The sequence below is a fragment of the Serratia sp. FGI94 genome (assembly GCF_000330865.1).
In the GTDB taxonomy this organism is placed as follows: domain Bacteria; phylum Pseudomonadota; class Gammaproteobacteria; order Enterobacterales; family Enterobacteriaceae; genus Serratia_B; species Serratia_B rubidaea.
In genome coordinates this window covers 3663670-3688079 of the sequence record NC_020064.1, presented here as the reverse complement: position 1 = coordinate 3688079, position 24410 = coordinate 3663670, and the positions used below count along the sequence as shown (strand labels likewise).

Here is a 24410-nt window from a genome sequence, read left to right as displayed (position 1 = left end):
GCGTTTTCAGGCCCTCAGGAGCAAACCGGTGACACAAAGCGTTCCAGCTATTTTTTTAGATCGTGACGGCACGATCAATGTCGACCATGGCTATGTCCATGAAATCGATGACTTCCAATTTATTGATGGTGTGATCGATGCATGCCGTGAATTGAAAAACATGGGCTTTGCGCTGGTGTTGGTAACCAATCAGTCGGGCATTGCGCGCGGGATGTTCAGCGAAGATCAGTTTATGTACCTCACCGAATGGATGGACTGGTCGCTGGCCGATCGCGGCGTCGATTTCGACGGCATCTATTTCTGCCCGCACCACCCGGAGGCGGTGGTTGAAGAGCTGCGCCAGGTGTGCGACTGCCGTAAACCGCAGCCGGGCATGCTGCTGCAGGCGCAGCAGGAACTGAATATCGATATGGCCGCTTCTTATATGGTGGGCGATAAACTGGAAGATATGCAGGCCGCCGCCGCCGCGGGCGTAGGCACTAAAGTTCTGGTCCGTACCGGTAAAGCGGTAACGGCGGAAGGGGAGCAACAGGCCGATTGGGTGTTAAACAGCCTGGCTGAGCTGCCGCAGGCGATAAAACAGCGGGTTTAATCGGCGTTATGGCGTAATAGTGAGCGGTTGAGAAAAAAGTGAATATTAATCCTTGTCATTCTGAATCGCCTCCCTATAATGCGCCTCCATCGACACGGAACATGTGAACAACTTCACAGAGTATCCGGGGCCGACAGAGAAAAAATCCTGAAAAAACGGGTTGACTCTGAAAGAGGAAAGCGTAATATACGCCACCTCGAGTTAGCAAGCGAAAACGCGTAACTCACTGCTCTTTAACAATTTATCAGACAATCTGTGTGGGCACTCACAAGACGATATCCAGCATCTTCGGATGCAAAAAAATATCAAGTCTTGAAGAGTGACTAACTGAAGTAAAATTCATGCAGTAAATCTTTGAGCAACAGCTATTAACTTAGCGAATCAAGCTTTTAATTGAAGAGTTTGATCATGGCTCAGATTGAACGCTGGCGGCAGGCCTAACACATGCAAGTCGAGCGGCAGCGGGAGGAAGCTTGCTTCCTCGCCGGCGAGCGGCGGACGGGTGAGTAATGTCTGGGGATCTGCCCGATGGAGGGGGATAACCACTGGAAACGGTGGCTAATACCGCATAACGTCGCAAGACCAAAGTGGGGGACCTTCGGGCCTCACACCATCGGATGAACCCAGATGGGATTAGCTAGTAGGTGGGGTAATGGCTCACCTAGGCGACGATCCCTAGCTGGTCTGAGAGGATGACCAGCCACACTGGAACTGAGACACGGTCCAGACTCCTACGGGAGGCAGCAGTGGGGAATATTGCACAATGGGCGCAAGCCTGATGCAGCCATGCCGCGTGTGTGAAGAAGGCCTTCGGGTTGTAAAGCACTTTCAGCGAGGAGGAAGGTGGTGAACTTAATACGTTCATCAATTGACGTTACTCGCAGAAGAAGCACCGGCTAACTCCGTGCCAGCAGCCGCGGTAATACGGAGGGTGCAAGCGTTAATCGGAATTACTGGGCGTAAAGCGCACGCAGGCGGTTTGTTAAGTCAGATGTGAAATCCCCGAGCTTAACTTGGGAACTGCATTTGAAACTGGCAAGCTAGAGTCTCGTAGAGGGGGGTAGAATTCCAGGTGTAGCGGTGAAATGCGTAGAGATCTGGAGGAATACCGGTGGCGAAGGCGGCCCCCTGGACGAAGACTGACGCTCAGGTGCGAAAGCGTGGGGAGCAAACAGGATTAGATACCCTGGTAGTCCACGCCGTAAACGATGTCGATTTGGAGGTTGTGCCCTTGAGGCGTGGCTTCCGGAGCTAACGCGTTAAATCGACCGCCTGGGGAGTACGGCCGCAAGGTTAAAACTCAAATGAATTGACGGGGGCCCGCACAAGCGGTGGAGCATGTGGTTTAATTCGATGCAACGCGAAGAACCTTACCTACTCTTGACATCCAGAGAACTTTCCAGAGATGGATTGGTGCCTTCGGGAACTCTGAGACAGGTGCTGCATGGCTGTCGTCAGCTCGTGTTGTGAAATGTTGGGTTAAGTCCCGCAACGAGCGCAACCCTTATCCTTTGTTGCCAGCGGTTAGGCCGGGAACTCAAAGGAGACTGCCAGTGATAAACTGGAGGAAGGTGGGGATGACGTCAAGTCATCATGGCCCTTACGAGTAGGGCTACACACGTGCTACAATGGCGTATACAAAGAGAAGCGAACCTGCGAAGGCAAGCGGACCTCATAAAGTACGTCGTAGTCCGGATTGGAGTCTGCAACTCGACTCCATGAAGTCGGAATCGCTAGTAATCGTAGATCAGAATGCTACGGTGAATACGTTCCCGGGCCTTGTACACACCGCCCGTCACACCATGGGAGTGGGTTGCAAAAGAAGTAGGTAGCTTAACCTTCGGGAGGGCGCTTACCACTTTGTGATTCATGACTGGGGTGAAGTCGTAACAAGGTAACCGTAGGGGAACCTGCGGTTGGATCACCTCCTTACCGAAAGATATCCTGACTGTGCAGTGTCCACACAGATTGTCTGATGAAAAAGTAACGAGCAGAAATACCTTTATAGGCTTGTAGCTCAGGTGGTTAGAGCGCACCCCTGATAAGGGTGAGGTCGGTGGTTCAAGTCCACTCAGGCCTACCACTTCTCTCCTATGCTGCGTTATGGCGCCGCTCGCATATTTCAATATGCGTCGCGACACCACGCCTTGCCTAGAAGAGAAGTAGTAAACCGAAGGTCTCTGTCAGTGACTGTATGGGGCTATAGCTCAGCTGGGAGAGCGCCTGCCTTGCACGCAGGAGGTCAGCGGTTCGATCCCGCTTAGCTCCACCATATAAGTCCGAATATCAATACTTCAGAGTATACTGGCGACAGTATGCTGCGAAGTATTTTGCTCTTTAACAATCTGGAACAAGCTGAAAATTGAAACATGACGGCTGAAACTTGTCCCTCCGTAGAAGTAGTGGGATGAGGAGTAACCTGTCATAGAGTCTCTCAAATGTTTGCAACGCGAAGTGAAACATCTTCGGGTTGTGAGGTTAAGTGACTAAGCGTACACGGTGGATGCCTAGGCAGTCAGAGGCGATGAAGGGCGTGCTAATCTGCGAAAAGCGTCGGTAAGGTGATATGAACCGTTATAACCGACGATACCCGAATGGGGAAACCCAGTGTGTTTCGACACACTATCCTGTCATGAATACATAGTGGCAGGAGGCGAACCGGGGGAACTGAAACATCTAAGTACCCCGAGGAAAAGAAATCAACCGAGATTCCCCCAGTAGCGGCGAGCGAACGGGGAAGAGCCCAGAACCTGAATCGGCTTGTGTGTCAGTGGAAGCGTCTGGAAAGTCGCACAGTAAAGGGTGATAGTCCCGTACACGAAGATGCACAGGTCGTGAGTTCGATGAGTAGGGCGGGACACGTGTTATCCTGTCTGAATATGGGGGGACCATCCTCCAAGGCTAAATACTCCTGACTGACCGATAGTGAACCAGTACCGTGAGGGAAAGGCGAAAAGAACCCCGGCGAGGGGAGTGAAATAGAACCTGAAACCGTGTACGTACAAGCAGTGGGAGCACCTTCGTGGTGTGACTGCGTACCTTTTGTATAATGGGTCAGCGACTTATATTTTGTAGCAAGGTTAACCGAATAGGGGAGCCGTAGGGAAACCGAGTCTTAACTGGGCGTCTAGTTGCAAGGTATAGACCCGAAACCCGGTGATCTAGCCATGGGCAGGTTGAAGGTTGGGTAACACTAACTGGAGGACCGAACCGACTAATGTTGAAAAATTAGCGGATGACTTGTGGCTGGGGGTGAAAGGCCAATCAAACCGGGAGATAGCTGGTTCTCCCCGAAAGCTATTTAGGTAGCGCCTCGTGAACTCATCTTCGGGGGTAGAGCACTGTTTCGGCTAGGGGGCCATCCCGGCTTACCAAACCGATGCAAACTCCGAATACCGAAGAATGTTATCACGGGAGACACACGGCGGGTGCTAACGTCCGTCGTGAAGAGGGAAACAACCCAGACCGCCAGCTAAGGTCCCAAAGTCATGGTTAAGTGGGAAACGATGTGGGAAGGCACAGACAGCCAGGATGTTGGCTTAGAAGCAGCCATCATTTAAAGAAAGCGTAATAGCTCACTGGTCGAGTCGGCCTGCGCGGAAGATGTAACGGGGCTAAACCATGCACCGAAGCTGCGGCAGCGACGCTTAGGCGTTGTTGGGTAGGGGAGCGTTCTGTAAGCCGTTGAAGGTGGCCTGCGAGGGTTGCTGGAGGTATCAGAAGTGCGAATGCTGACATAAGTAACGATAAAGCGGGTGAAAAACCCGCTCGCCGGAAGACCAAGGGTTCCTGTCCAACGTTAATCGGGGCAGGGTGAGTCGACCCCTAAGGCGAGGCTGAAAAGCGTAGTCGATGGGAAACAGGTTAATATTCCTGTACTTGGTGTTACTGCGAAGGGGGGACGGAGAAGGCTAGGCTAGCCGAGCGACGGTTGTCTCGGTTTAAGCGTGTAGGGGGGTGTTCCTGGTAAATCCGGAACGCTGTTAACCCTGAGGCGTGATGACGATGCACTACGGTGCAGAAGTAGTTGATGCCAAGCTTCCAGGAAAAGCCTCTAAGCTCCAGGTAACATCAAATCGTACCCCAAACCGACACAGGTGGTCAGGTAGAGAATACCAAGGCGCTTGAGAGAACTCGGGTGAAGGAACTAGGCAAAATGGTGCCGTAACTTCGGGAGAAGGCACGCTGGCGCGTAGGTGAAGTCCCTTGCGGATGGAGCTGAAGCCAGTCGCAGATACCAGCTGGCTGCAACTGTTTAATAAAAACACAGCACTGTGCAAACACGAAAGTGGACGTATACGGTGTGACGCCTGCCCGGTGCCGGAAGGTTAATTGATGGGGTTATCCGTAAGGAGAAGCTCTTGATCGAAGCCCCGGTAAACGGCGGCCGTAACTATAACGGTCCTAAGGTAGCGAAATTCCTTGTCGGGTAAGTTCCGACCTGCACGAATGGCGTAATGATGGCCAGGCTGTCTCCACCCGAGACTCAGTGAAATTGAACTCGCTGTGAAGATGCAGTGTACCCGCGGCAAGACGGAAAGACCCCGTGAACCTTTACTATAGCTTGACACTGAACATTGAGCCTTGATGTGTAGGATAGGTGGGAGGCTTTGAAGTGTGGACGCCAGTCTGCATGGAGCCATCCTTGAAATACCACCCTTTAATGTTTGATGTTCTAACTCGGCCCCATAATCTGGGGTGAGGACAGTGTCTGGTGGGTAGTTTGACTGGGGCGGTCTCCTCCCAAAGAGTAACGGAGGAGCACGAAGGTTAGCTAATCACGGTCGGACATCGTGAGGTTAGTGCAAAGGCATAAGCTAGCTTGACTGCGAGAGTGACGGCTCGAGCAGGTGCGAAAGCAGGTCTTAGTGATCCGGTGGTTCTGAATGGAAGGGCCATCGCTCAACGGATAAAAGGTACTCCGGGGATAACAGGCTGATACCGCCCAAGAGTTCATATCGACGGCGGTGTTTGGCACCTCGATGTCGGCTCATCACATCCTGGGGCTGAAGTAGGTCCCAAGGGTATGGCTGTTCGCCATTTAAAGTGGTACGCGAGCTGGGTTTAGAACGTCGTGAGACAGTTCGGTCCCTATCTGCCGTGGGCGTTGGAAGATTGAGAGGGGTTGCTCCTAGTACGAGAGGACCGGAGTGAACGCACCACTGGTGTTCGGGTTGTCATGCCAATGGCACTGCCCGGTAGCTAAGTGCGGAAAAGATAAGCGCTGAAAGCATCTAAGCGCGAAACTTGCCTCAAGATGAGTCTTCCCTGGGACTTCGAGTCCCCTGAAGGAACGTTTAAGACTAAGACGTTGATAGGCTGGGTGTGTAAGTGCAGCGATGCATTGAGCTAACCAGTACTAATGAACCGTGAGGCTTAACCTTACAACACCGAAGGTGTTTTAGAGAGATTGGTTGATATTTTCAGTGAAGTTCCGAGATTGGTTCTGATGGCTACGAGGTAGCGGTCGGGATGAAACAGAATTTGCCTGGCGGCAATAGCGCGGTGGTCCCACCTGACCCCATGCCGAACTCAGAAGTGAAACGCCGTAGCGCCGATGGTAGTGTGGGGTCTCCCCATGCGAGAGTAGGACACTGCCAGGCATCAAATAAAGTAAAAAGCCTCATGCGAAAGCATGAGGCTTTTTGCGTTTGGTCGGAAAAATAAAGTTTGCTGATAGTTCCTGAGCTAAGAGTGCACCTGTAGCAACGCACTGTAACAGTGCGTGACTTTCATCCTACTGTTTAATGCCCATCACAAAAATCCCGCGAATATTCTTCGCCTGCTATCCACTAACTTGTTAATTTATTGTAAACAACAAAGTAACAATATGCAGGGTGCCAAAACATTGGCTTGGAGAACAGATAATGACTGAAACAACTTCATCACTCGGGGATGCCGCTACGTTAGAGGCTCAGGATAAGAAAATACGCATCTTTGCCATTGTCGGCGCTTCATCGGGAAACCTGGTGGAGTGGTTTGATTTTTACGTTTATTCCTTCTGCTCGATCTATTTTGCCGCTGCCTTTTTTCCGGCGGGCAACAGTACCACCCAGCTGCTGCAAACCGCCGGCATCTTTGCCGCCGGCTTTTTTATGCGGCCAATCGGCGGCTGGCTGTTCGGCTATATCGCCGATAAGCACGGCCGTAAGAACTCAATGCTGATTTCTGTCTGCATGATGTGCGCAGGGTCGCTGGTGATCGCCTGCCTGCCCACTTACGCCGCGATCGGCAACTTGGCGCCGGTGCTATTGCTGGTTGCACGCTTGTTCCAGGGGCTGTCGGTCGGCGGCGAATACGGCACCAGCGCGACCTATATGAGTGAAGTGGCGGTGAAAGGCAAACGTGGTTTTTACGCCTCTTTCCAATATGTCACGCTGATCGGCGGCCAGCTGTTGGCGTTGCTGGTTTTGGTCGTGCTGCAGCAAATCCTGTCTCATGCCGAGTTAGTGGCCTGGGGCTGGCGCATCCCGTTTGCGTTAGGGGCGGTACTGGCGGTGGTGGCGCTCTATCTGCGCCGCTCGCTGAACGAAACCTCTGACGCTTCAACCCGTAATCATCAGGATGCCGGCTCGCTGCGCGGGCTGTGGAAAAACCGTAAGGCGTTTGTGATGGTGCTGGGCTTTACCGCGGCAGGGTCGTTGACGTTCTATACCTTCACCACCTATATGCAGAAATATCTGGTTAATACCGCCGGTATGGACGCCAAGCTGGCCAGCGGCATTATGACGGCGGCGCTGTTCGTCTTTATGCTGCTGCAGCCGGTGGCCGGGGCGCTGTCGGATAAGATCGGTCGTCGTAACTCGATGTTGATCTTCTCTACGCTGGCGACGCTGTTGACGGTGCCGATTCTGTTTACCTTGAAAAACGTCTCCAGCCCCTATGCCGCCTTTGGCTTGATTGTGGTTGCTCTGGTGATCATCAGCTTTTATACCTCGATCAGCGGCCTGCTGAAGGCGGAAATGTTCCCGCCTGAGGTACGGGCGTTAGGCGTAGGGCTGTCTTATGCGGTGGCGAATGCAATGTTCGGCGGCTCGGCGGAATACGTCGCGCTGTCGCTGAAGTCGTTCGGTATCGAAAACGCCTTCTTTTGGTATGTGTCCGGCATGAGCCTGCTGGCGCTACTGGTCTCGCTGAGGCTGCACCGTAAAGGGAAAGAGATTCAGCTGTAAGTCAGCGGGCGGCGTGGTACAGGCTATAGCCTGCCGCCGCGCCGGCAACGTCCCAGGCAAAATCCTTCCAGCTCCAACCGGTGCCGCCTTCGCGGCTGTCATACAGCTCTTTGGCGGCGCCGATGCTGATGGCGAACATCAGGCCGAAAGTGCGGCTGTGAGGCTCGCTCCAGTTCTGATGGTCTCCATAGGCGCTGCCGGCGGCGGCCAGCGCCGCGGAGCCGATAAAATGCTGAGCTTTGTCCTTGCCGGTCCAGCTGTCGTTGGCCAGGTGGCTGCAGCCGCCGGTGAATAACAGTGGAATAAGTAGGCAGAGATGTAATACACGCATAATGAAAACGTCCTGTCGTCATGGCGTACAAAAACCCCGGCATGTGCCGGGGCCTGGAAAGGTAATTATAGCGGAATCAGAGTATACGGCTAATCAACCGGTCGATGCGGATACGGCGTAACCGGCGGATCAGCTTACGGACTTTGACCGGGTACTGCTGAATGCTTTCCAATTCCTGATAGTGGCCGACCACGGTGGTATGGGTGCGGATGCATTCCAGCTCTTGGGCGCGCTGCTCACGCATTTCCTGGTTAGGGTCATGGATCAGAATGGCGTTTTCCAAATCCAGCCGCCAGGCGCGCGGGTTGAGGTTATTACCGGTGAGCAGCTGCCACTCGTCATCGACCCACATGCCTTTCAGGTGATAGCTGTTATCGCCGTCTTTCCACAGGCGAACGATTAGCTGGCCGGTATCGACATAGCGCTGCAGGCGGGTGATAAAGCGGCGCAGGTTGATTTCATACAGGTACGGCAGCGCGCCGATAATCTTGAACGGCTGATCCTGTGGAATATAGAAGTCGTTGGCGGTTTTGTCGCCGACGATAATTTCCACCTGTTTGCCCTGGCGCAGCAGATAAATGATATTGCGCACCAGCAGCGCCGGCAGATTGAAGTAAGGGGTGCACAGGGTCAGCTTTTGATCGGTGCAGGCCATCAGGTGATGGATGGTCTTGTTCAGCACGCTTTGCTTGCCCAGCCCGACCAGCGGCGTAACAGCCAGCTCATCGTTGCCCGCGTTGCCGCTGAAGCGGTAGCCGTCGTGGCGCAGGGCAAGGCGAAACTGCCGCGTTTCGTTTTTGATTTCCGGGCTTTTCGGGCGATCGCAGCGGTCCAGGCGCTGCACGGCGCCGGCGGTCAACAGATGCTGCCTGATGTAATCGACCATCGCGTTGGCCAGCGCAGCGTTGTTAAGCAGTTGGTAACGATCGTAACGGTATTTATCGTGCTGATGCAGATAGACATCGTTGATGCTGGCGCCGCTGTAGATGACGGTATCGTCAACGATAAAGCCTTTAAGGTGCAGAACGCCCAGTGCTTCACGGGTATTCACTGGCACGCCGTATACCGGCACGCTGAGGTCCGGGTGCTGCTGCGCCATGGCGCAGTACCAGTCGGCGTTGGTATTGGCCGCGGCGGCGCCGATACGGCCGCGCTGTGCGCGATGCCAGTCCACCAATACGCATATTTCCAGTTCAGGGCGCAGCTGCTTTGCCTGATACAGCGCGTTGAGAATATCACGGCCGGCATCGTCGTGCTCAAGATACAGGGCGACCAGATAGATGCGCTGCGTGGCGCTGGCGATCGCATCAAGTAAGGCGGTGCGGTAATCCGACGGTGCGTATAGCGTACGAACATCAGCTACCGACTGGGGAATTTTGGGCAGTTGTGCAAGGTGTTGTTGATGTTTGCTACGTTTGAATTTTGACAACATCACAGTGCGCTTCTTCTCTCATGATTAGATGGCCGGAACGCCACATGCAGACAACATAAAATCGAACAAGTGGTCGATAATACCATTAGTTGCCCCGATTGTGCGTATGTTTTGGCATTAAATGGTGGATTTGTAACGTGTTGCGACATAGCTCACCCCGGTTTGCCGGGCTTGAGCGGCAACGTCAGATTCACGACGCCGTCTTCCAGCTGCACGTCCACCATAAAGCCCAGCTTCTCCGCCAGCGCTACCATACCGCGGTTATTGGGCATGGTGATACCGCTCAGGCGCTGCAGACCGCGGCTGCGGGCATAGCCGATCATCTTTTCCAGCAGTTGACGACCCAGCCCCAATCCTTTCAGATCGGAGCGCACCAGGACGGCGAATTCGGCGTCGGTATTGTCCGGGTCGGACAGCGCGCGCGTGACGCCGATAATCTGCGCATCCTCGGCGACCGCGACAAACGCCATTTCACGATCGTAGTCGATTTGCGTCATATTGGCTAAGTCATCATGACTAAACTCATTGATCTCACTGAAATATCGGTAATAAAGATCTTCTTTGGTCACGCGGTCGATAAAGTGCTTCAGCGCCGGTTCATCTTCCGGCAGGATCGGCCGGAACAGGCAGTGCGCGCCGTTCTTCAGCGTGATGTTCTCTTCCAACTCCTGCGGATAGGGGCGGATGGCCAGCCGCGCCTGCGGGTCGCCGCTGAACGGCGCCAGCTGCATCGACACGTCCAGCAGCGTAAATTCGCTGCCGGTTGCCAGCACCGGATGAATATCCAGCCGGGCGATCTCCGGGCAGTCGAGGATCAGGTTGGATACCTGCACCAGCAGCCGGCTGAGGCCGGGAATATCCAGCGGGCGCAGGGCGCTGCGACCGCGGATCTTGCCGCCTTTTACCGCCTGCAGCACCAGATAGCGCGCTAGCGCCATATTGAGCGGCGGCAGGGCGACGGCGGCCTGATGCTCCTGTCGCCACTCTACGCCGCCTTCACCCAGCATAATCAGCGGGCCGAAGATCGGATCCTGTTCAACGGCGATCCGCAGCTCCTGCGCCCCGGCGCGGTTCGCCATGCTCTGGACCAGCAGGCCGTGGATGCGCGCCTGCGGATAGGTGCGCTTGACGCGGTCGAGAATCGCGTCGGCGGCGCGCTGCACCTCGGTGGCGGTGCGCAGATAGAGCATGACCCCCTGAACCTCGGATTTGTGCGGAATATCCGGCGAGCGCAGCTTCAGCGCCACCGGGTAGCCGATCTGCTCGGCGATATGCACCGCTTCGGCGCTGTCGCCGGCAATCCAGGTTGGCAGCGTGCTGAGGCCGTAAGCCTGTAGGATCGGCTGCACCTCATGGGTATCCAGCTGGCTGGCGCCCTCGGCCAGCGCCTGATGAATCAGCTGGTGCGCGGCGGCGGTATTGGCGGTCAGGCCGACCGGCAGGGCCGGGGTTTCCTTCAGCTGTTTCTGATTGCGGCGGTACTCCACCATATGCATAAAGGCGGTCACGGCCCCTTCCGGCGTGCGGTAGGTGGGGATCCCGGCGTCGGTGAACAGCCGGCGGGCTTCCTGCGAGGAGTATTCGCCGCACCAGTTGGTCAGCAGGGTAATGCGCTTGCCGCGCGGGTGCCGGCGAATCGCCGCGACCAGCTGTTCCGCGGTGGCGGTGCCGGGCGCGGCGGCGCTGGGGGCGTGAATCAGCAGCAGCGCGTCGTAATCGTTGCTGTCCAGCAGCACCTGCAGCGCCGCCAGATAGCGTTCCGGCGTGGCGTCGTCATGCAGATCGAGCGGGTTGTTCAGCGCAATAAAGTCCGGCAGCGCTGCGGCGAGCTGCTGCTGCGTCTCTTCACTCAGCACGGCCGGTTTGCCGTTGCGCGCCAACAATTGGTCGAGCGCCATCGCCGCCGGCGCGGCGCCGTTGCTGAGAATCATCAGGCGCTCGCCGCGCAGCGGGTGCATATGGCTGAGGGTTTCCACCGCCGAGAACAGCTCGTGGGTATCCTGCACGCGCAGCAGGCCGGCGCGCTGGATAGCGGCGTCGTAGGCGGCGTCCAGCCCTTGCTGGCCGTTCAGCAGGCGCTGGGCCTGCTGGCTGCGGCCGCTTTTGATCACCAGAATCGGCTTATTGCGGGAAGCGCTGCGCGAGGCCGACAGGAAACGGCGCGCATCGTGAATATTCTCCAGGTACAGCAAAATGGCGCTGGTTTTGGCGTCGCGCGCCAGGAAGTCCAGCAGATCGTCGACGTCGATATCCTGGCTGTCTCCCAGTGCGACAAAGTAGGAAAAGCCGACTTCGCGCTGCTGCGCCCAGTCGAGAATGGTATTGGCGACGGCGGCGGACTGAGAAATAAACGCCAGCCGGCCCGGCAGGATCGGCACCGGCGAGAAACTGGCGTTGATGCCTTGCCACGGCGCCAGCAGGCCAAGGCTGTTCGGCCCCAGCAGGCGTATGGCGTAACGCTGGGCGCAGGCCTTCAGCTCGGCGAACTGTGCCGGCTGGGCGGAAAGAATAATCACCGCTTTGCAGCCGCGTTCGCCCAGCGCTGCCAGCAGCGCCAGATTGCGTGAGTCGTGAGTACAGAGTATCGCCAGGTCGGGGGCGATCGGCAGGCTGGCGACGTCGGCATAGGCCATCACGCCGCATACCGCTTTATAGCGCGGCGTCACCGGTAAAATCGGCCCGCTGAAGCCGCCGGCGAGCAGATTGTGCATCATCAGGTGGCCCGAGCGCCCCGGCCGTTGCGACGCGCCCAGCACGGCGATGGATTTGGGACGTAATAGCGCTTCCAGGCCTCGCTGACTCATAACCTCACTCCTTTAACGGCAACGTTGTCGCCTGATTTTAGGCGTTTTATGGCGATGTTGCTGTGATCGATGCCGCTGGACGCGTAGGTTTGCCGGCCAGATAGCGCTGGCGGAAATAGCGAAAGTGCTGGCTCAGGCCGATTGCGGCCGCGTCGTCGCCCGCCTGCAGCAGCAGCGCGGCGGCAACTTCGGCGGTGCAGTGCTGCTCGGCGCGGCTGGCCTCGCGCAGCTGATAGTCGGATGCGGCGGCGACGTCCAGTGAAAAGACCGGGAACTGATTCAGGTAAGGGCTTTTGCGGAACATTTTACGGGCTTCCGACCAGGTGCCGTCGAGCATGATAAACAGCGGCGGCTTGCCGCCCGTCGGCAGCTGGCTGTAGACCGGCCGTCCGGCATCGGCGTAAGAGGCGGGAAACACCACGTACGGCTGACGGTTCGGATCGCCGATCGCCGCCAGCAGCGCCGGATCGACCTCGGTGCGCGACCAGAGAAACGCCTGGGTGTCCGGCAGGATATCGGCGATCAGCCGGCCGGTATTGCTAGGCTTGAGCGGTTCGGCGCCGAACATGATCAGGCAGAAACGGCTGGCGGCAGACTGGGGGTTAATGGTCTCGCACAGGCAGTTTTTCTGCGGCAGCAGGCAGCCCTGGCAGCGGGCCACGCGGCAGCCGCGCGCCAGAAAAGGGCGGGTGGCGCGATCCAGGCGAAGCTGGCGCAGGCGAAGTACGGCATTGTCGGTCATAGCGATCCTGGGTAGGCCGGAACACGGCGGCGTCCGGGGCAAAAACCGCTATTGTAACGCAGAAAGCGTCAGGGTGGGATGGGCGCCGCCGCCCGTGACGGACGGCGCGGCGGCGGGTTTTGCGTTACACTGATTCATCAAGCCAGTTGTCAAACGGCGCTTTAGGCATGGCGCCGTTTAGCATATCCACCATTTTCCCCTCGCGGAACAGCATGATGGTCGGGATGCTGCGGATGCGGAAGCGCGCGCTGAGTTCAGGCTCGGCCTCGGTATTGACCTTGACGAAACGGACTTTGCCCGCCCGCTCGGCGGCGACGTCTTCGAAAATGGGCGCAAAGTTGAGGCAGGGGCCGCACCATGGCGCCCAGAAATCGACCACCACCGGCAGGCTGTCCTGCAGTAATTTGTCCAGCGTCTCGGCGGTGGCGTTGATCACCTCGCCATCGAATAATTCATGGCCGCAGCGGCCGCATTTGGCGCCGTCGCTCAGACGGTCTTCCGGGACGCGGTTGGTGGCGTTACAAGCGGAGCAAACTGTATTCATGGGAACCTCGGGTACGGGTAGCTGACATGGCGCGCAAGCGTTGCGGCAATGTTTCGTTAATGCTGTTTATTATCGGCAAAAGCGTCTTGGTGAACAAAGAGGTTTGTTCAATGAATGTAATAGCCCGGATCTTATTCGTCCAAGTTGGTGGCTTAGCAGACCGACATCAGGTAATCTTCGCGCCTGCGCGTTGGTGGAGAAGACAATGAACGACTCATTTAGTGGCAAAAACGGCAAAGTTAAAGTGATGTACGTCCGCGGTGACGAAGACGGCGGCGACGATCGTAACAACAAACGTCCGGCAGGCAAAGGCCGTCCGGCGGACAAGTCGCGCTCTGGGCGCGGCGCTCAGGATAACAAGGCGCGCAGCGGCGATCGCGGCGGGCGTCGTCCGGCACGTGCGGAAGGGCGCGGCGGCAATGATTCGCCGTGGAAAACCGTATCGCGCGGCCCGGATGCGGAGCCGGCGTTCGACCATGGCGGCATCAGCGGTAAAAGCTTTATCGACCCGGAACAGCTGCGCCGCCAGCGTGCGGAAGAAACGCGGGTATATGGCGAGAATGCCTGTCAGGCGCTGTTCGCCAGCCGTCCTGACGCCATCGTGCGCGCCTGGTTCGTGCAGTCGGTGACGCCGCGCTTCCGCGAGGCGCTGCGCTGGATGGCGGCCAACCGCAAGGCTTACCACGTGGTGGATGAAGCGGAGCTGGCGAAAGCGTCCGGCACCGAGCACCACGGCGGCGTCTGTTTCCTGATCAAAAAGCGTCAGGGGCTGGATGCGACCACTTACCTGAAGACGGCGCCGGCCAGCGACTGCGTGCTGGCGCTGGAGGCGGTGGGCAACCCGCATAACCTGGGGGCGATCATGCGCTCCTGCGCGCACTTCGGCGTGAACGGCGTGCTGCTGCAGGATCCGGCGCTGCTGGAGTCCGGCGCGGCGGTGCGTACCGCAGAAGGCGGCGCGGAGCATATCAAGGCGATCAATGCCGACGATTTCCTCTCGGTGCTGGATACCTTCCGCCGGGCGGGCTACACCATCGTCACCACATCCAGCCATAAAGGCGTGGCGTTGGCGCAGGCCAAACTGCCGGCCAAAATGGTGCTGGTGCTGGGCCAGGAGCGCGACGGCCTGAGCGACGGCGCCTGGCAGCAGGGGGACATGAACGTCTCCATCGGCGGCACCGGCAAGGTGGAGAGCCTGAACGTCTCGGTCGCGACCGGCATTCTGCTGGCCGACTGGTGGCGTCAGAATCAGGCGTAATGGTCAGTTTGCGGTAAAAGAAACGGGCGCCTCAGGCGCCCGTTTTTTATTGGAAAATCAGTGGGCGCCGTCGCCGCCCCCGCCGCTGGAACTGAACGGCGGTTTGGCGAACCACACCAGCGCCAGCAGGATCAGGAACACCCCGGCCGACAGCCAGAAGATTTCGTTGGCCGAGATAATCAACCCCTGCGCGGTAATCTGCTGGGCGATATATCCCGAAGCCTGCTGCTGAGTCATACCCAACTGCTCAAGCTGACGGTACATCTCCTGCGACTGCGGGTTGTAAGGGTTCACAAACTCCGTCAGCTGCGAGTGGTGCATCGACTCGCGCTGCGTCCACAGCGTGGTGGTGATCGAGGTGCCGATCGAGCCGGCCAGCGTACGCACAAAGTTCGACAGGCTCGACGCCGCCGCCATGCGTTCCGGCGGCAGGCCGGACAGGGTAATCGTCGTCAGCGGCATAAAGAAGCAGGCGATGGCGAAGCCCTGAACGAACTGCGGCCAGGCGGACGCGCCGAAATCCATACCCGGTTCAAAGGTATAGGCGCGCCAGTAGAAGCACACGGCATACATGATAAAGCTGAAGGTCACCAGCCGGCGCATATCCAGCCGGTGACCGAACTTACCGATCAGCGGCGACAACAACACCGGAATCAGGCCGACCGGCGCCGAGGCCAGACCGGCCCAGGTGGCGGTGTAGCCGTACACCTCCTGCAACAGCTGCGGCAACAGGACGATAGCGCCGAAGTAGAGCATATAGGCCAGGCTGATGCACAGCACGCCGATGGTAAAGTTGCGCGACTTGAACAGCGACAGATCCACCACCGGGTGGTCGTCCGTCAGCTCCCAGACCACCAGGAACAGCAGCGCCACCACCGCTACCACCGTCAGGGTGATGATTTCGGTGGAGTTGAACCAGTCCAACTCTTTGCCCTGATCCAGCATCACCTGCAGCGAACCGATGCCCACCACCAGCAGAATCAGGCCGATGGTGTCTATCGGCTTGATCTCGGTTTTGGTTTCACGGCCACGCAGCGTCGCCAGCGCGGCGAAAATCACAAACAGTCCGATAGGAATGTTGATGAAGAAGATCCAGCCCCAGTGATAGTTGTCGCTGATGTAACCGCCGAGGATCGGACCGAAAATCGGCGCGACGATCACCGTCATCGACCAGAGCGCCAGCGCCATGGCTCGCTTCGCCGGCGGATAGTTATTCAGCAGCAGGCTCTGGGACAGCGGGATCAGCGGGCCGGCCACCAGCCCCTGGATCACGCGGAAGAAGATCAGCATGCCCAGGCTGTTGGAGATGCCGCACAGCCAGGAGGCAATGGCGAACAGCGCGGTGGACCACAGGAACAGCTTCACTTCGCCGAAGCGCTTCGCCAGCCAGCCGGTAATCGGGATCGAGATGGCATTCGCCACCCCGAACGAGGTGATAACCCAGGTGCCCTGCGAGTTGGATGACCCGAGGTTACCGGCAATGGTCGGTATTGCCACGTTGGCAATGGTGGAGTCCAGCACCTGCATAAAGGTCGCCATGGCGAGCGCGACCGTCATCCAGGCAAGCTGGGCCCCCTCAAGCGGTTTTTGTGCTGCCAAGGTAGCCTCCCGCTCGCTTAACCGGCGTTAGCATGGATAACATCGGCGATCATCTGGTTGACCGGCGCCAGCTGCAGCGTCAGCGCATCGCTCTGATAGCGCGGCTTGTCGTTGACCACGTTGGCCAGCATACGGCCGTTGAGGTCGCTGGTATCGACGTTCACCAGCGTAGACAGCCCGATGCGCAGCGGATGATCGGCAACCTGTTTGGCATCCAGTTCGATACGTACCGGCAGGCGCTGCACCACTTTAATCCAGTTGCCGGTGGCGTTCTGCGCCGGCAGCAGGGAGAAGGCGCTGCCGGTGCCCATATCGATGCCGACCACTTTGCCGTGGTACACCACGTCATCGCCGTAGACATCGCTGACCACGGTCGCCGGCTGGCCGATGCGCATATTGGCGATCTGCGTTTCTTTAAAGTTGGCGTCGACCCAGACGTGATCGGCCGGCACCACCGCCATCAGCGGCGAACCGGCGGCGATTTGCGCGCCGACCTGCACGCTGCGGCGTGAGACATAGCCGGTGATCGGGCTGACCACGCGGGTACGCTGCAGCGCCAGCCAGGCGTCGCGCATCTGCGCGGCGGCCTGTTGTACTGCCGGCTGCTGTTCCAGCGGCGTATTGAGCACCATCGCCTGGTTGGCGTTGTATTGCTGCACGGCCACTTCCAGCGCGGCTTTGGCGCTGGCGACGGCGTCGCGTGCGTGTTGCAGCTCTTCACGACCGATGGCATCGACGCTGCCCAGCACCACGCGGCGCTTGAGGTCGTTCTCCGCCTTGCTCAGGTCAGATTTGCGCAGGGCGATATTGGCCTGATATTGCTTGCTGTTGATGATCAGCTGGTGGGTCTGGCGTACGCTGTTGGCAAGCCCGGTTTTCGCCCGCTCGAACGCCTGTTCGGCATCGGTCGGGTCCAGCGTCAGCAGCACGTCGCCCTGTTTGACGTAGTCGGTATTATCAAAATTGATGCGCGTTACGCTGCCGCCGACCTGGGACATAATCTGCACCTGGTTGCCCGCCACGTAGGCATCGTCGGTTTCCTGATGATGACGCAGCACCAGGAACCAGTACGCTAAATAAGCCACCCCAATAACAATAAAAATCACCGTCAGCAGAAGCAGCCAAAATTTACGCTGTTTCTTTTTGCCTGTCGGTTGCTGCGGGGTTTGTGTCTCCGCATTTGTGCTCATGGTTTTCTCCACGTTTTTCCTTGCTGGTTCAGGCGACGACGCACGCCGGCCGCCGTGATACCGCTTTAATTATTTTGGCTAGCGTTATTATGCTTTTTTATCCGCGACCGCCGGGGCCTGATAGCCGCCGCCCAGTGCGCGGATCAACCCTATCTTCGCCTGCATCATATTGCTGCTGGCGCTGAGCTCAGTCAGTTGCTGCTGGATCAGCTGCGTCTGACTGGATAACAGATCGTCACGCCCGATAATCCCTGCCCGGTAACGGGCGTTGGCGACCTGATAAACCTGCTGCATCGACTGCGAGGCCGAGGAGGCCTGCTGCAGCTGCTGGGCGGTGCTTTGCTGAACCGTAATGGCGTCAGCGGTTTCCTGCAGCGCATTGAGGATGGTCTGGTTGTAGGATTCCACCGCCTGATCATAGAGGGCGGACTCTTCACCCAGCTTGCTGCGCAGCGCGCCGGCGTGGAAGATCGGCAGCGAAATCGCCGGGGCGATATTCCACGCCTGGCTGGCGGCTTCGAACAGGTTCGGGCTGGTGCCGCCGACGTTGGTGGTGGTCAGGCCGGCAAAGGCGGAAATCGACAGACTCGGGTAAAACTCTTTACGGGCCGCGGCGACGCGCTGGTTATAGGATTCCACCAGTTGACGCTGGGCCGCGATGTCCGGGCGTTTACCCAGCAGGTCAGCGGTCAGTTCGCCTTTCGGCGCCAGCAGCGAATCGGCCGGCAGTTTCACCGGACGCAAATGCTGCATCGCATTCGGGCCTTGGCCGCTCAAGGCTGCCAGCTGGTGTTTTAACTGCTCGATCTGCGACTGCAGCTGCAGAATCTGCTGTTTGGCTGCGTCGGACTGCGCTTTGGTCTGTTGCGGTACGTCGACGCCGGTCATCCCGGCCTGATATTGCCGCTGGCGCAGCTGCGTCAGGCGGTCGTTGTTCGTCACTTCCTGTTGCAGCAGCGTTTCCTGCGCGTAGTAGTTCTGCAGCAGGTAGTAGGCCGAGGCCACGGAGCTGGTCAGCGTCAGCGCCGCCTGTTCCTGCTCGGCGCGCGCGGCGTCAACCTGCGCCTTGGCGGCGTTGACCTGATTGCGGTACTTGCCCCACCAGTCAAATTCGTAGGCCAGGTTCAGGCCGAGTGAGTTGGAGCTGGAGTAAATGGGCTTTTGGGGATAGCCCAGGCCTGAGTTGACGTTCTGCGGGGTGCGCTGGCGGGTGGTGCCGGCGTTGAGGTCCAGGTTCGGGCCATTGGCGGCGCTGGCTTCGCCCATCACGCTGCGCGCCTCACGCACGCGTGCGGCGGCCTGCTTGAGCGACGGCGAGTTTTGCAGCGCCTGAGTCATCAGGCTATCGAGCTGCGGGTCGTTGAGGGCGCGCCACCACTGCGGGCTGATGGCCAGCGAGCTGACCTTCGGCTGCGCCAGCTGCAGGTTTTGCGGATCCATCAGGGTAGACTGCGGAGCTATATTATCGGTAGAGGCGCACCCTGCCAGCAGCAAAACGGCGAACAGCGGGGTGAGTCTCCAATTTAATGGGGATCGCATAAATTTGGTTACCTGAACAGATAATGAAGAATTAGGATAACTGTTCTGTGACTTCCATTTGATCCAGACGTGCCAGTAGCTTGCGCGTCAGCTGTTCCAGCTGGCGTTGCTCGTCGTCATTGAGTGTGGACCAAAGGAAATGCAGACATTTGTGCTGCGGCGGCAGCAGTTGCGCCAGGAATTCGGTGCCTTTTGGCGTCAAGTGCAGATGCAGACAGCGGCGGTCGTTGTCGCTTTCCTTACGTTCAATCCACCCGCGTTTTTCCAGCTCATCGGCGATGCGCGTCGCATTGGTGCGCGAAGAGCCGAGTGCGGAGCTGAGCTCCGAAGGCTGAATGCTGTGGTTTTCCTGCGCATCCAGCGTAATCAGCGCCATAAACAATGTTTCGTTTATCCCTTGGGCCTTCAGCATTTTGTTGCGATTTTCCAGCAGCTTGCTCTGCATATGCATGCACAGCCGCGTCAGCAGAATTTCCTGATAGGGAAAGTCCTTCTGACGTTTGGCGCGGAAATTCAACATGTGTTCTATGGGAGTAAACGAGTTTTCCATCATTTAGGGGCCTCATTAATTACGTTTGGTATAGTAACGACAGTGATTAATAATGTAAATCTTCAGCTTGGTGAATAATTTAACAATTTGTGTCATTCATTCGCCGTGATTGCGCCATTAATCGCCACATTGCGTATGGTTATGTGAGGGGGCGCACATCATGCCCCACTCCCTCAACCCAAAATAATAAGTGTTTTTAAAGTAATGCCAAACGCCAGCGCGCCTATCAGCGTAGCGTAAATAATGCTTTTTGTGCGGTAGAAGCACAGCGCCAAGGCGGTAAAACCGGCCAGCGTCGGCACGAGTCTGGCGTGATCGCGCATCACCTCCGGGGTGCTGGAAACCACCAGCAGCGCGCAGATGGAGGCGATGCCGATGCTGTCGAGCAGCAGGGCGATTTTGCCGCGCGGCATGCCCGGCCGTTGGCGCGCCGGGGCGAGCCGCAGGGGCAGATAACGGAACAGATAATTCGCGACGCCCACCACCAGACCGATAAGTAACACATCAGCGTTCATCGACGTTCTCCGCTGTCGCCGGCGTTAACAGCGCCGCCAGGCAGCCGGCGCCGATGCCGCTGAGAATCGCCGCCGGAATGGAAAAACACAGCAGCCCCAGCAGCGCGCCTGCCAGTGACGCGGCGACGATCGCGCTTTGCGGGCGGGTGAAGGCGGCCAGCAGGAAGCTGAGAAACAGCGCGGGCAACATAAAGGAGAGGGAGGCTTCGATAACCGGGAACTGCTCCAGCGGGCCATTGCCGAACAGGGCGCCTAACGCCGTGCCCGCCACCCAGGAGAGCCATGAGCTGAGCGCGATGCCAAGCATCCAGTTCTCACTCCAGCTACGGCGGTTGCGGATCAGTCTGGCGCTGGCGGCGGCGAACACCTCATCGGTCAGGCCGAACGCCCACAGGGCGGTTTTTCCTGGCGACAGGCGGGCGTTAATGCGGTGGCGCAGCGCCGGCCCGTAGAGAATATGGCGGATATCCATCGCCATCACCGTCAGGGCGGAGACCCACAGCGACATCCCGGCGCTGAGCAGCGCGGTGATAACAAACTGGCTGGCGCCGGCATAGATGATGCAGGAGAAAAACAGGCTTTCCAGCGGCGAGAACCCCAGTTTTACGGCGCTGAGGCCAAAGGCGAACGCCACCGGCAGGTAGCCGATAACGATCGGCAGGCTGTCAAAAATGCCATTGGCGAAAGTAGAACGTACGGCGGAAGGCGTCAGGTTCTCGGAAGCTTGGCTTTGCATGTTGTCGGCGGCACAGAATAGGAGACCAATAGTTTATCTCCAGAACATTACCAGAGAGTGAGTAATGTTTATACCCTGTGCCGCTAATAAATTTCACTCGTTATTGTTTTCTTGCTAATCAGATTTTGACTGCCACTGCGGGTCGTGCCGCTGGCCGCGCCACCAGATCAACAGGCTGACGACGCACAGCGCGACGCCGACGGCGGCAACGCCGTACCAACCCGCATGTTGATAGGCGGAGGCCGACAGCAGCGACCCCAGCGCGCCGCCGATAAAATAGCTGGTCATATAGCCGGCGGTCAGACGGTTGCGCGCGTCGGGCATCACGCGGTAAATCACGCTCTGGTTGGTGACGTGCACCGCCTGCACCGCCAGGTCCAGAATAATGATGCCGATTAATAGTGCCCACAGTGATTGTTTAGCCAAAGCGATGGGTATCCAGGATAACAGCAGCAGGATCAGGCCGGCGCTGGTGGTGAACCCGGCCCGGCCTTTATCGGTCTGCTGACCGGCGTGGGAGGCGGCCAGCGCGCCGGCGGCGCCAACCAGACCGAACAGACCGATAACCCCCTCGGAATAGCCGAACGGCGGCGCGGCCAGCAGAAACGCCATCGACGTCCACAGTACGCTGAAATTGGCAAATGACAGTGCGCCGAGCAGGGCGCGGGTGCGCAGCAGCGGCGTGGTGCCGAACAGCACGAAGATTGACTTCAGCAGCTGCGGGTAATTCAGCCCGCTGTGCTGTTTATAGCGCGGCAGCGCGCGCCACAGGATCAGCGCCATCACGATCATCAGCGCGCTGGCAACCCAGTAAATGGTGCGCCAGCCGCCGATGGAGGCCAGCGCGCCGGCAACGGTGCGCGCCAGCAGAATACCGAGCAGCAGGCCGCTCATAATGATGCCGACGGTTTTACCGCGCTTTTCCGGATGCGCCAGCGTCGCCGCCAGCGGCACCAGAATTTGCGCCACCACGGAAAACAGCCCGGTGAGCGCGGTGCCGAGGATCATCACCGCCAGCGTGCTGGAGGTGGCGGTGATCAGCATGCCGCCGGCGGCCAGCAGCGTCATAAAGACGATCAGGCCGCGCCGTTCGAACATATCGCCGAGCGGCACCAGGAACAGCAGGCCGACGGCATAGCCCAGCTGGGCGGCGGTGACGATAAAGCCGGCCTGATTCACCGACAGGTTAAACTGATGGGCGATGGTTTCCAGCAGCGGCTGGGCGTAGTAGTTACTGGCGACGGCCAGACCGGTCGCGATGGCGATCAGTGCGGTCAGCGCCGGGCTGAGCCCCGGATGTTCTGTTGTTGTTTTCATCGTATGTCAGATAACTGGAAAAAGTGCGCAGAGTATCGGGCAGGAAAGCTGACAAATCCAATGTATAATTTTCATTTTATTTATCTCATTTCGCGATAGATGCCATGAACCTGAAACAGATCCGTTATGCGCTGGCGGTGGCGGAGGAGCAGAGTTTTACCCGCGCCGCCCAGCGCTGCCATACCGTCCAGTCGGCCCTCAGCCACCAGATTGCCAAACTGGAGGAGGAGCTGGGCTGCGCGCTGTTTGAGCGTACCTCGCGCCGGGTGTCGCTGACCTCGGCCGGACGCGCGTTTATCCTGCCGGCGCAGCGGCTGCTGTCGGCCCGCCAGACGCTGGTGGATGAGGTGGTGTCGGCCAGCGGCACGCTGTCCGGTACGCTGACGATTGGCACCATCTCAACACTGAATGCGATAGATCTGACGGAAAAGTTGGCCGCCTTTCATCGCCACCATCCGGCGGTCAATATTCGCCTGTACGTCGGCATCAGCGAGCTGCTGCTGGAGAACATTCGCCAGCAGCAGACCGACGTGGCGTTTGTCGGCCTCTGGCCGGGAGACAAGGATATGCTGCCGGTCTCGCACCGTCTGCTGACTGATGAGCGGCTGGTGGCGCTGGTATCGCCTCGTCATGCGCTGGCCGGCTGCCGGCAGGTGACGCTGCAGGCGCTGGCGGACGTGCCGCTGGTGGACTTTTACAGCGGTACCGGCGCCCGGCGGCAGACCGATCGCGCCTTTCAGGCCGCCGGCGTCAGGCGGCACGTTAGCTTTGAGATCGACCATATTGAATGGCTGGAGAATCTGGTGCGCAGCGGCCTGGCGACCGGCATCGTGCCGATTTCCACCGCACAGCGCCTGAGCGGGCTGGTGGCGGTGCCGATTAAGGATGGCCCGCGGCGGCAGGTGTACTGCGCCTGGCAGCAGCCGCTGTCCCGGGCGGCGGAACGTTTTTTACAGTTTAGCGGCCTGGGGCCGGCGGAGGGGTAGGAAGCGGCCCTCCCGCCGGGGAGAGGGCCGTGGTGAGGGGTTACTTCTTCGCGGCGGCCTGTTCGGCGGTTTTCACCCAGCCGTCAAAGGTCGCCTGGTGGGCCTTGATCCAGCCGTTAACGTGATTTTCGATATCGGCTTCAGACGCCTGGCCTTCGTGCATACGCAGGTTTTGGGCGTTGATATCGGCAATCGGCAGTTTCATGGTGGCGAACAGCTTGGCGGCCGCCGGGTTCTTCTCTGCCCACTGCTTGTTGGCGGCAATGCGCATGGTATTGACCGGGAAGCCGTAGTTGGCGCCGTTAGGCAGTTTGGTGTCGACGTTCTTCTGTTCGCCCGGCAGGGAGGAGAACGGCACCTGCAGCCAGACCACATCGCGGCCCGGCACCAGCACGTCGCTTACCCAGTACGGCGTCCAGGTGTAGTACAGGATCGGCTTGCCTTCCTTGAAGCGGGTGATGGTGTCGGCGATCATCGCCGCGTAGTTACCCTGGTTGTGCGTCACGGTTTTTTCCAGGCCGTAGGCACCCAGATGGTGGTTAATCACCGCTTCGCAGCCCCAGCCCGGCGTACAGCCGGTCATATCGGCCTTGCCGTCGCCGTTGGTGTCGAACAGCTTGGCGATTTTCGGATCTTTCAACTGCTCGACATTGGTGATGTGGTATTTGTCGGCGGTTTTCTTGTCGATCAGGTACCCCTGCGCGGCGCCGCTGACGTACACCCCTTCGCGGTAGAATTTGGCATCGCCGCCGGCGGCCTTGTACTGATCGGCGTGCAGCGGATCCCAGTTGACGGCGAGGAAGGTGGCGTCGCCGGAGGCGATCGAGGTATAGGCGACGTTGTAGTCGACTTCACGCGGTGGTTTAACGTCGTAGCCCAGTTTTTCCAGCGCCTTGCTGACCAGCAGGGTCTGGAAGGTCTCTTCTGAAATGGTGCTCTGCACCGGTTGTACCGAGATACCTTTTCCTGGCAAATCAGCAGCGGAAGCAACCTGTGAACCAATCAGTGTGGTAAGGGCGATAGCCCAGATTCCTGTAGTGCGCATAGTCTTTCCTCTGTGTTTGATGTTGTGGCGTGGTGGCCCGCCGGAACGCTGCCGGCGG

General features: G+C 58.4%; 17 protein-coding genes, 2 tRNA genes and 3 rRNA genes. 9 read left to right on the top strand and 13 right to left on the bottom strand.

What is annotated here, in order from left to right:
- The first annotated feature begins 28 nt into the window (after positions 1-28).
- From gmhB to D781_RS16800, 7 genes are all read left to right on the top strand, one after another.
- On the top strand, positions 29-592 hold the full coding sequence (gmhB, locus tag D781_RS16830; protein WP_015673529.1) for a D-glycero-beta-D-manno-heptose 1,7-bisphosphate 7-phosphatase: 564 nt from the start codon (positions 29-31) through the stop codon (positions 590-592).
- A 390-nt stretch (positions 593-982) separates the two neighbouring features.
- A 16S ribosomal RNA gene (locus D781_RS16825) occupies positions 983-2524 on the top strand.
- 74 nt (positions 2525-2598) lie between these two features.
- Positions 2599-2675, top strand: a tRNA-Ile gene (locus D781_RS16820).
- A gap of 113 nt (positions 2676-2788) precedes the next feature.
- Positions 2789-2864, top strand: a tRNA-Ala gene (locus tag D781_RS16815).
- Between the two features lie 204 nt (positions 2865-3068).
- Positions 3069-5976 (top strand): 23S ribosomal RNA (locus D781_RS16810).
- A gap of 103 nt (positions 5977-6079) precedes the next feature.
- A 5S ribosomal RNA gene (gene rrf, locus D781_RS16805) occupies positions 6080-6195 on the top strand.
- Together the 16S, 23S and 5S rRNA genes with 2 tRNA genes alongside form the textbook arrangement of a ribosomal RNA operon.
- A gap of 264 nt (positions 6196-6459) precedes the next feature.
- Positions 6460-7764, top strand: a complete 1305-nt coding sequence (locus tag D781_RS16800) for an MFS family transporter (protein WP_015673528.1) — start codon at positions 6460-6462, stop codon at positions 7762-7764.
- Position 7765: 1 nt separating this feature from the next.
- Here D781_RS16800 and D781_RS16795 read toward each other — a convergent pair whose 3' ends face one another.
- The 5 genes from D781_RS16795 to trxC form a co-directional block, all read right to left on the bottom strand.
- Complete coding sequence (locus D781_RS16795) at positions 7766-8095, bottom strand: YfiM family lipoprotein (RefSeq protein ID WP_015673527.1); 330 nt, start codon at positions 8093-8095, stop codon at positions 7766-7768.
- 76 nt (positions 8096-8171) lie between these two features.
- Complete coding sequence (gene pssA / locus D781_RS16790) at positions 8172-9527, bottom strand: CDP-diacylglycerol--serine O-phosphatidyltransferase (protein ID WP_015673526.1); 1356 nt, start codon at positions 9525-9527, stop codon at positions 8172-8174.
- A gap of 152 nt (positions 9528-9679) precedes the next feature.
- Complete coding sequence (locus D781_RS16785) at positions 9680-12331, bottom strand: bifunctional acetate--CoA ligase family protein/GNAT family N-acetyltransferase (protein ID WP_015673525.1); 2652 nt, start codon at positions 12329-12331, stop codon at positions 9680-9682.
- Between the two features lie 46 nt (positions 12332-12377).
- Entirely contained in the window at positions 12378-13073 is a 696-nt protein-coding gene (locus tag D781_RS16780) for a tRNA-uridine aminocarboxypropyltransferase (RefSeq protein WP_015673524.1), read from the bottom strand.
- Between the two features lie 124 nt (positions 13074-13197).
- The gene (gene trxC / locus D781_RS16775) at positions 13198-13617 is read right to left on the bottom strand and encodes a thioredoxin TrxC (RefSeq protein ID WP_015673523.1); all 420 of its coding nucleotides are present in this window, start codon (positions 13615-13617) and stop codon (positions 13198-13200) included.
- A gap of 205 nt (positions 13618-13822) precedes the next feature.
- Here trxC and D781_RS16770 point away from each other — a divergent pair, with 205 nt between their 5' ends.
- Entirely contained in the window at positions 13823-14875 is a 1053-nt protein-coding gene (locus D781_RS16770; protein WP_015673522.1) for a tRNA/rRNA methyltransferase, read from the top strand.
- Between the two features lie 57 nt (positions 14876-14932).
- Here the strand turns inward: D781_RS16770 and emrB are convergent, their stop codons facing one another.
- The 7 genes from emrB to D781_RS16735 form a co-directional block, all read right to left on the bottom strand.
- Positions 14933-16474 carry a multidrug efflux MFS transporter permease subunit EmrB gene (gene emrB / locus D781_RS16765; protein WP_015673521.1) on the bottom strand — a complete coding sequence of 514 codons (1542 nt, stop codon included), beginning with the start codon at positions 16472-16474 and terminating at the stop codon, positions 14933-14935.
- Positions 16475-16491: 17 nt separating this feature from the next.
- The gene (emrA, locus tag D781_RS16760; protein WP_015673520.1) at positions 16492-17664 is read right to left on the bottom strand and encodes a multidrug efflux MFS transporter periplasmic adaptor subunit EmrA; all 1173 of its coding nucleotides are present in this window, start codon (positions 17662-17664) and stop codon (positions 16492-16494) included.
- 87 nt (positions 17665-17751) lie between these two features.
- A complete protein-coding gene (locus tag D781_RS16755) occupies positions 17752-19203 on the bottom strand; it encodes an efflux transporter outer membrane subunit (protein WP_015673519.1) in 1452 nt (483 codons plus the stop codon).
- Positions 19204-19234: 31 nt separating this feature from the next.
- Entirely contained in the window at positions 19235-19753 is a 519-nt protein-coding gene (gene mprA / locus D781_RS16750; protein ID WP_041412188.1) for a transcriptional repressor MprA, read from the bottom strand.
- A 173-nt stretch (positions 19754-19926) separates the two neighbouring features.
- Positions 19927-20268: an L-valine transporter subunit YgaH gene (gene ygaH / locus D781_RS16745; protein WP_015673517.1), complete on the bottom strand. Its 342-nt coding sequence runs from the start codon at positions 20266-20268 to the stop codon at positions 19927-19929.
- The gene (locus D781_RS16740) at positions 20258-21004 is read right to left on the bottom strand and encodes an AzlC family ABC transporter permease (RefSeq protein ID WP_015673516.1); all 747 of its coding nucleotides are present in this window, start codon (positions 21002-21004) and stop codon (positions 20258-20260) included. The genes ygaH and D781_RS16740 overlap by 11 nt, the downstream gene beginning before the upstream one ends.
- Before the next feature lie 114 nt (positions 21005-21118).
- On the bottom strand, positions 21119-22321 hold the full coding sequence (locus D781_RS16735; protein ID WP_015673515.1) for an MFS transporter: 1203 nt from the start codon (positions 22319-22321) through the stop codon (positions 21119-21121).
- Between the two features lie 104 nt (positions 22322-22425).
- Here D781_RS16735 and D781_RS16730 point away from each other — a divergent pair, with 104 nt between their 5' ends.
- Positions 22426-23307 carry a LysR family transcriptional regulator gene (locus D781_RS16730; RefSeq protein ID WP_015673514.1) on the top strand — a complete coding sequence of 294 codons (882 nt, stop codon included), beginning with the start codon at positions 22426-22428 and terminating at the stop codon, positions 23305-23307.
- Positions 23308-23347: 40 nt separating this feature from the next.
- Here the strand turns inward: D781_RS16730 and proX are convergent, their stop codons facing one another.
- Complete coding sequence (proX, locus tag D781_RS16725; protein ID WP_015673513.1) at positions 23348-24352, bottom strand: glycine betaine/L-proline ABC transporter substrate-binding protein ProX; 1005 nt, start codon at positions 24350-24352, stop codon at positions 23348-23350.
- Positions 24353-24410: the final 58 nt, after the last annotated feature.

Coding starts and splice junctions, on each gene's coding strand:
- D781_RS16800 (WP_015673528.1), top strand. CDS start 6,460: ATGACTGAAACAACTTCATCACTCGGGGATGCCGCTACGTTAGAGGCT.
- D781_RS16795 (WP_015673527.1), bottom strand. CDS start 8,095: ATGCGTGTATTACATCTCTGCCTACTTATTCCACTGTTATTCACCGGC.
- pssA (WP_015673526.1), bottom strand. CDS start 9,527: ATGTTGTCAAAATTCAAACGTAGCAAACATCAACAACACCTTGCACAA.
- D781_RS16785 (WP_015673525.1), bottom strand. CDS start 12,331: ATGAGTCAGCGAGGCCTGGAAGCGCTATTACGTCCCAAATCCATCGCC.
- D781_RS16780 (WP_015673524.1), bottom strand. CDS start 13,073: ATGACCGACAATGCCGTACTTCGCCTGCGCCAGCTTCGCCTGGATCGC.
- trxC (WP_015673523.1), bottom strand. CDS start 13,617: ATGAATACAGTTTGCTCCGCTTGTAACGCCACCAACCGCGTCCCGGAA.
- D781_RS16770 (WP_015673522.1), top strand. CDS start 13,823: ATGAACGACTCATTTAGTGGCAAAAACGGCAAAGTTAAAGTGATGTAC.
- emrA (WP_015673520.1), bottom strand. CDS start 17,664: ATGAGCACAAATGCGGAGACACAAACCCCGCAGCAACCGACAGGCAAA.
- D781_RS16755 (WP_015673519.1), bottom strand. CDS start 19,203: ATGCGATCCCCATTAAATTGGAGACTCACCCCGCTGTTCGCCGTTTTG.
- mprA (WP_041412188.1), bottom strand. CDS start 19,753: ATGGAAAACTCGTTTACTCCCATAGAACACATGTTGAATTTCCGCGCC.
- ygaH (WP_015673517.1), bottom strand. CDS start 20,268: ATGAACGCTGATGTGTTACTTATCGGTCTGGTGGTGGGCGTCGCGAAT.
- D781_RS16740 (WP_015673516.1), bottom strand. CDS start 21,004: ATGCAAAGCCAAGCTTCCGAGAACCTGACGCCTTCCGCCGTACGTTCT.
- D781_RS16735 (WP_015673515.1), bottom strand. CDS start 22,321: ATGAAAACAACAACAGAACATCCGGGGCTCAGCCCGGCGCTGACCGCA.
- D781_RS16730 (WP_015673514.1), top strand. CDS start 22,426: ATGAACCTGAAACAGATCCGTTATGCGCTGGCGGTGGCGGAGGAGCAG.
- proX (WP_015673513.1), bottom strand. CDS start 24,352: ATGCGCACTACAGGAATCTGGGCTATCGCCCTTACCACACTGATTGGT.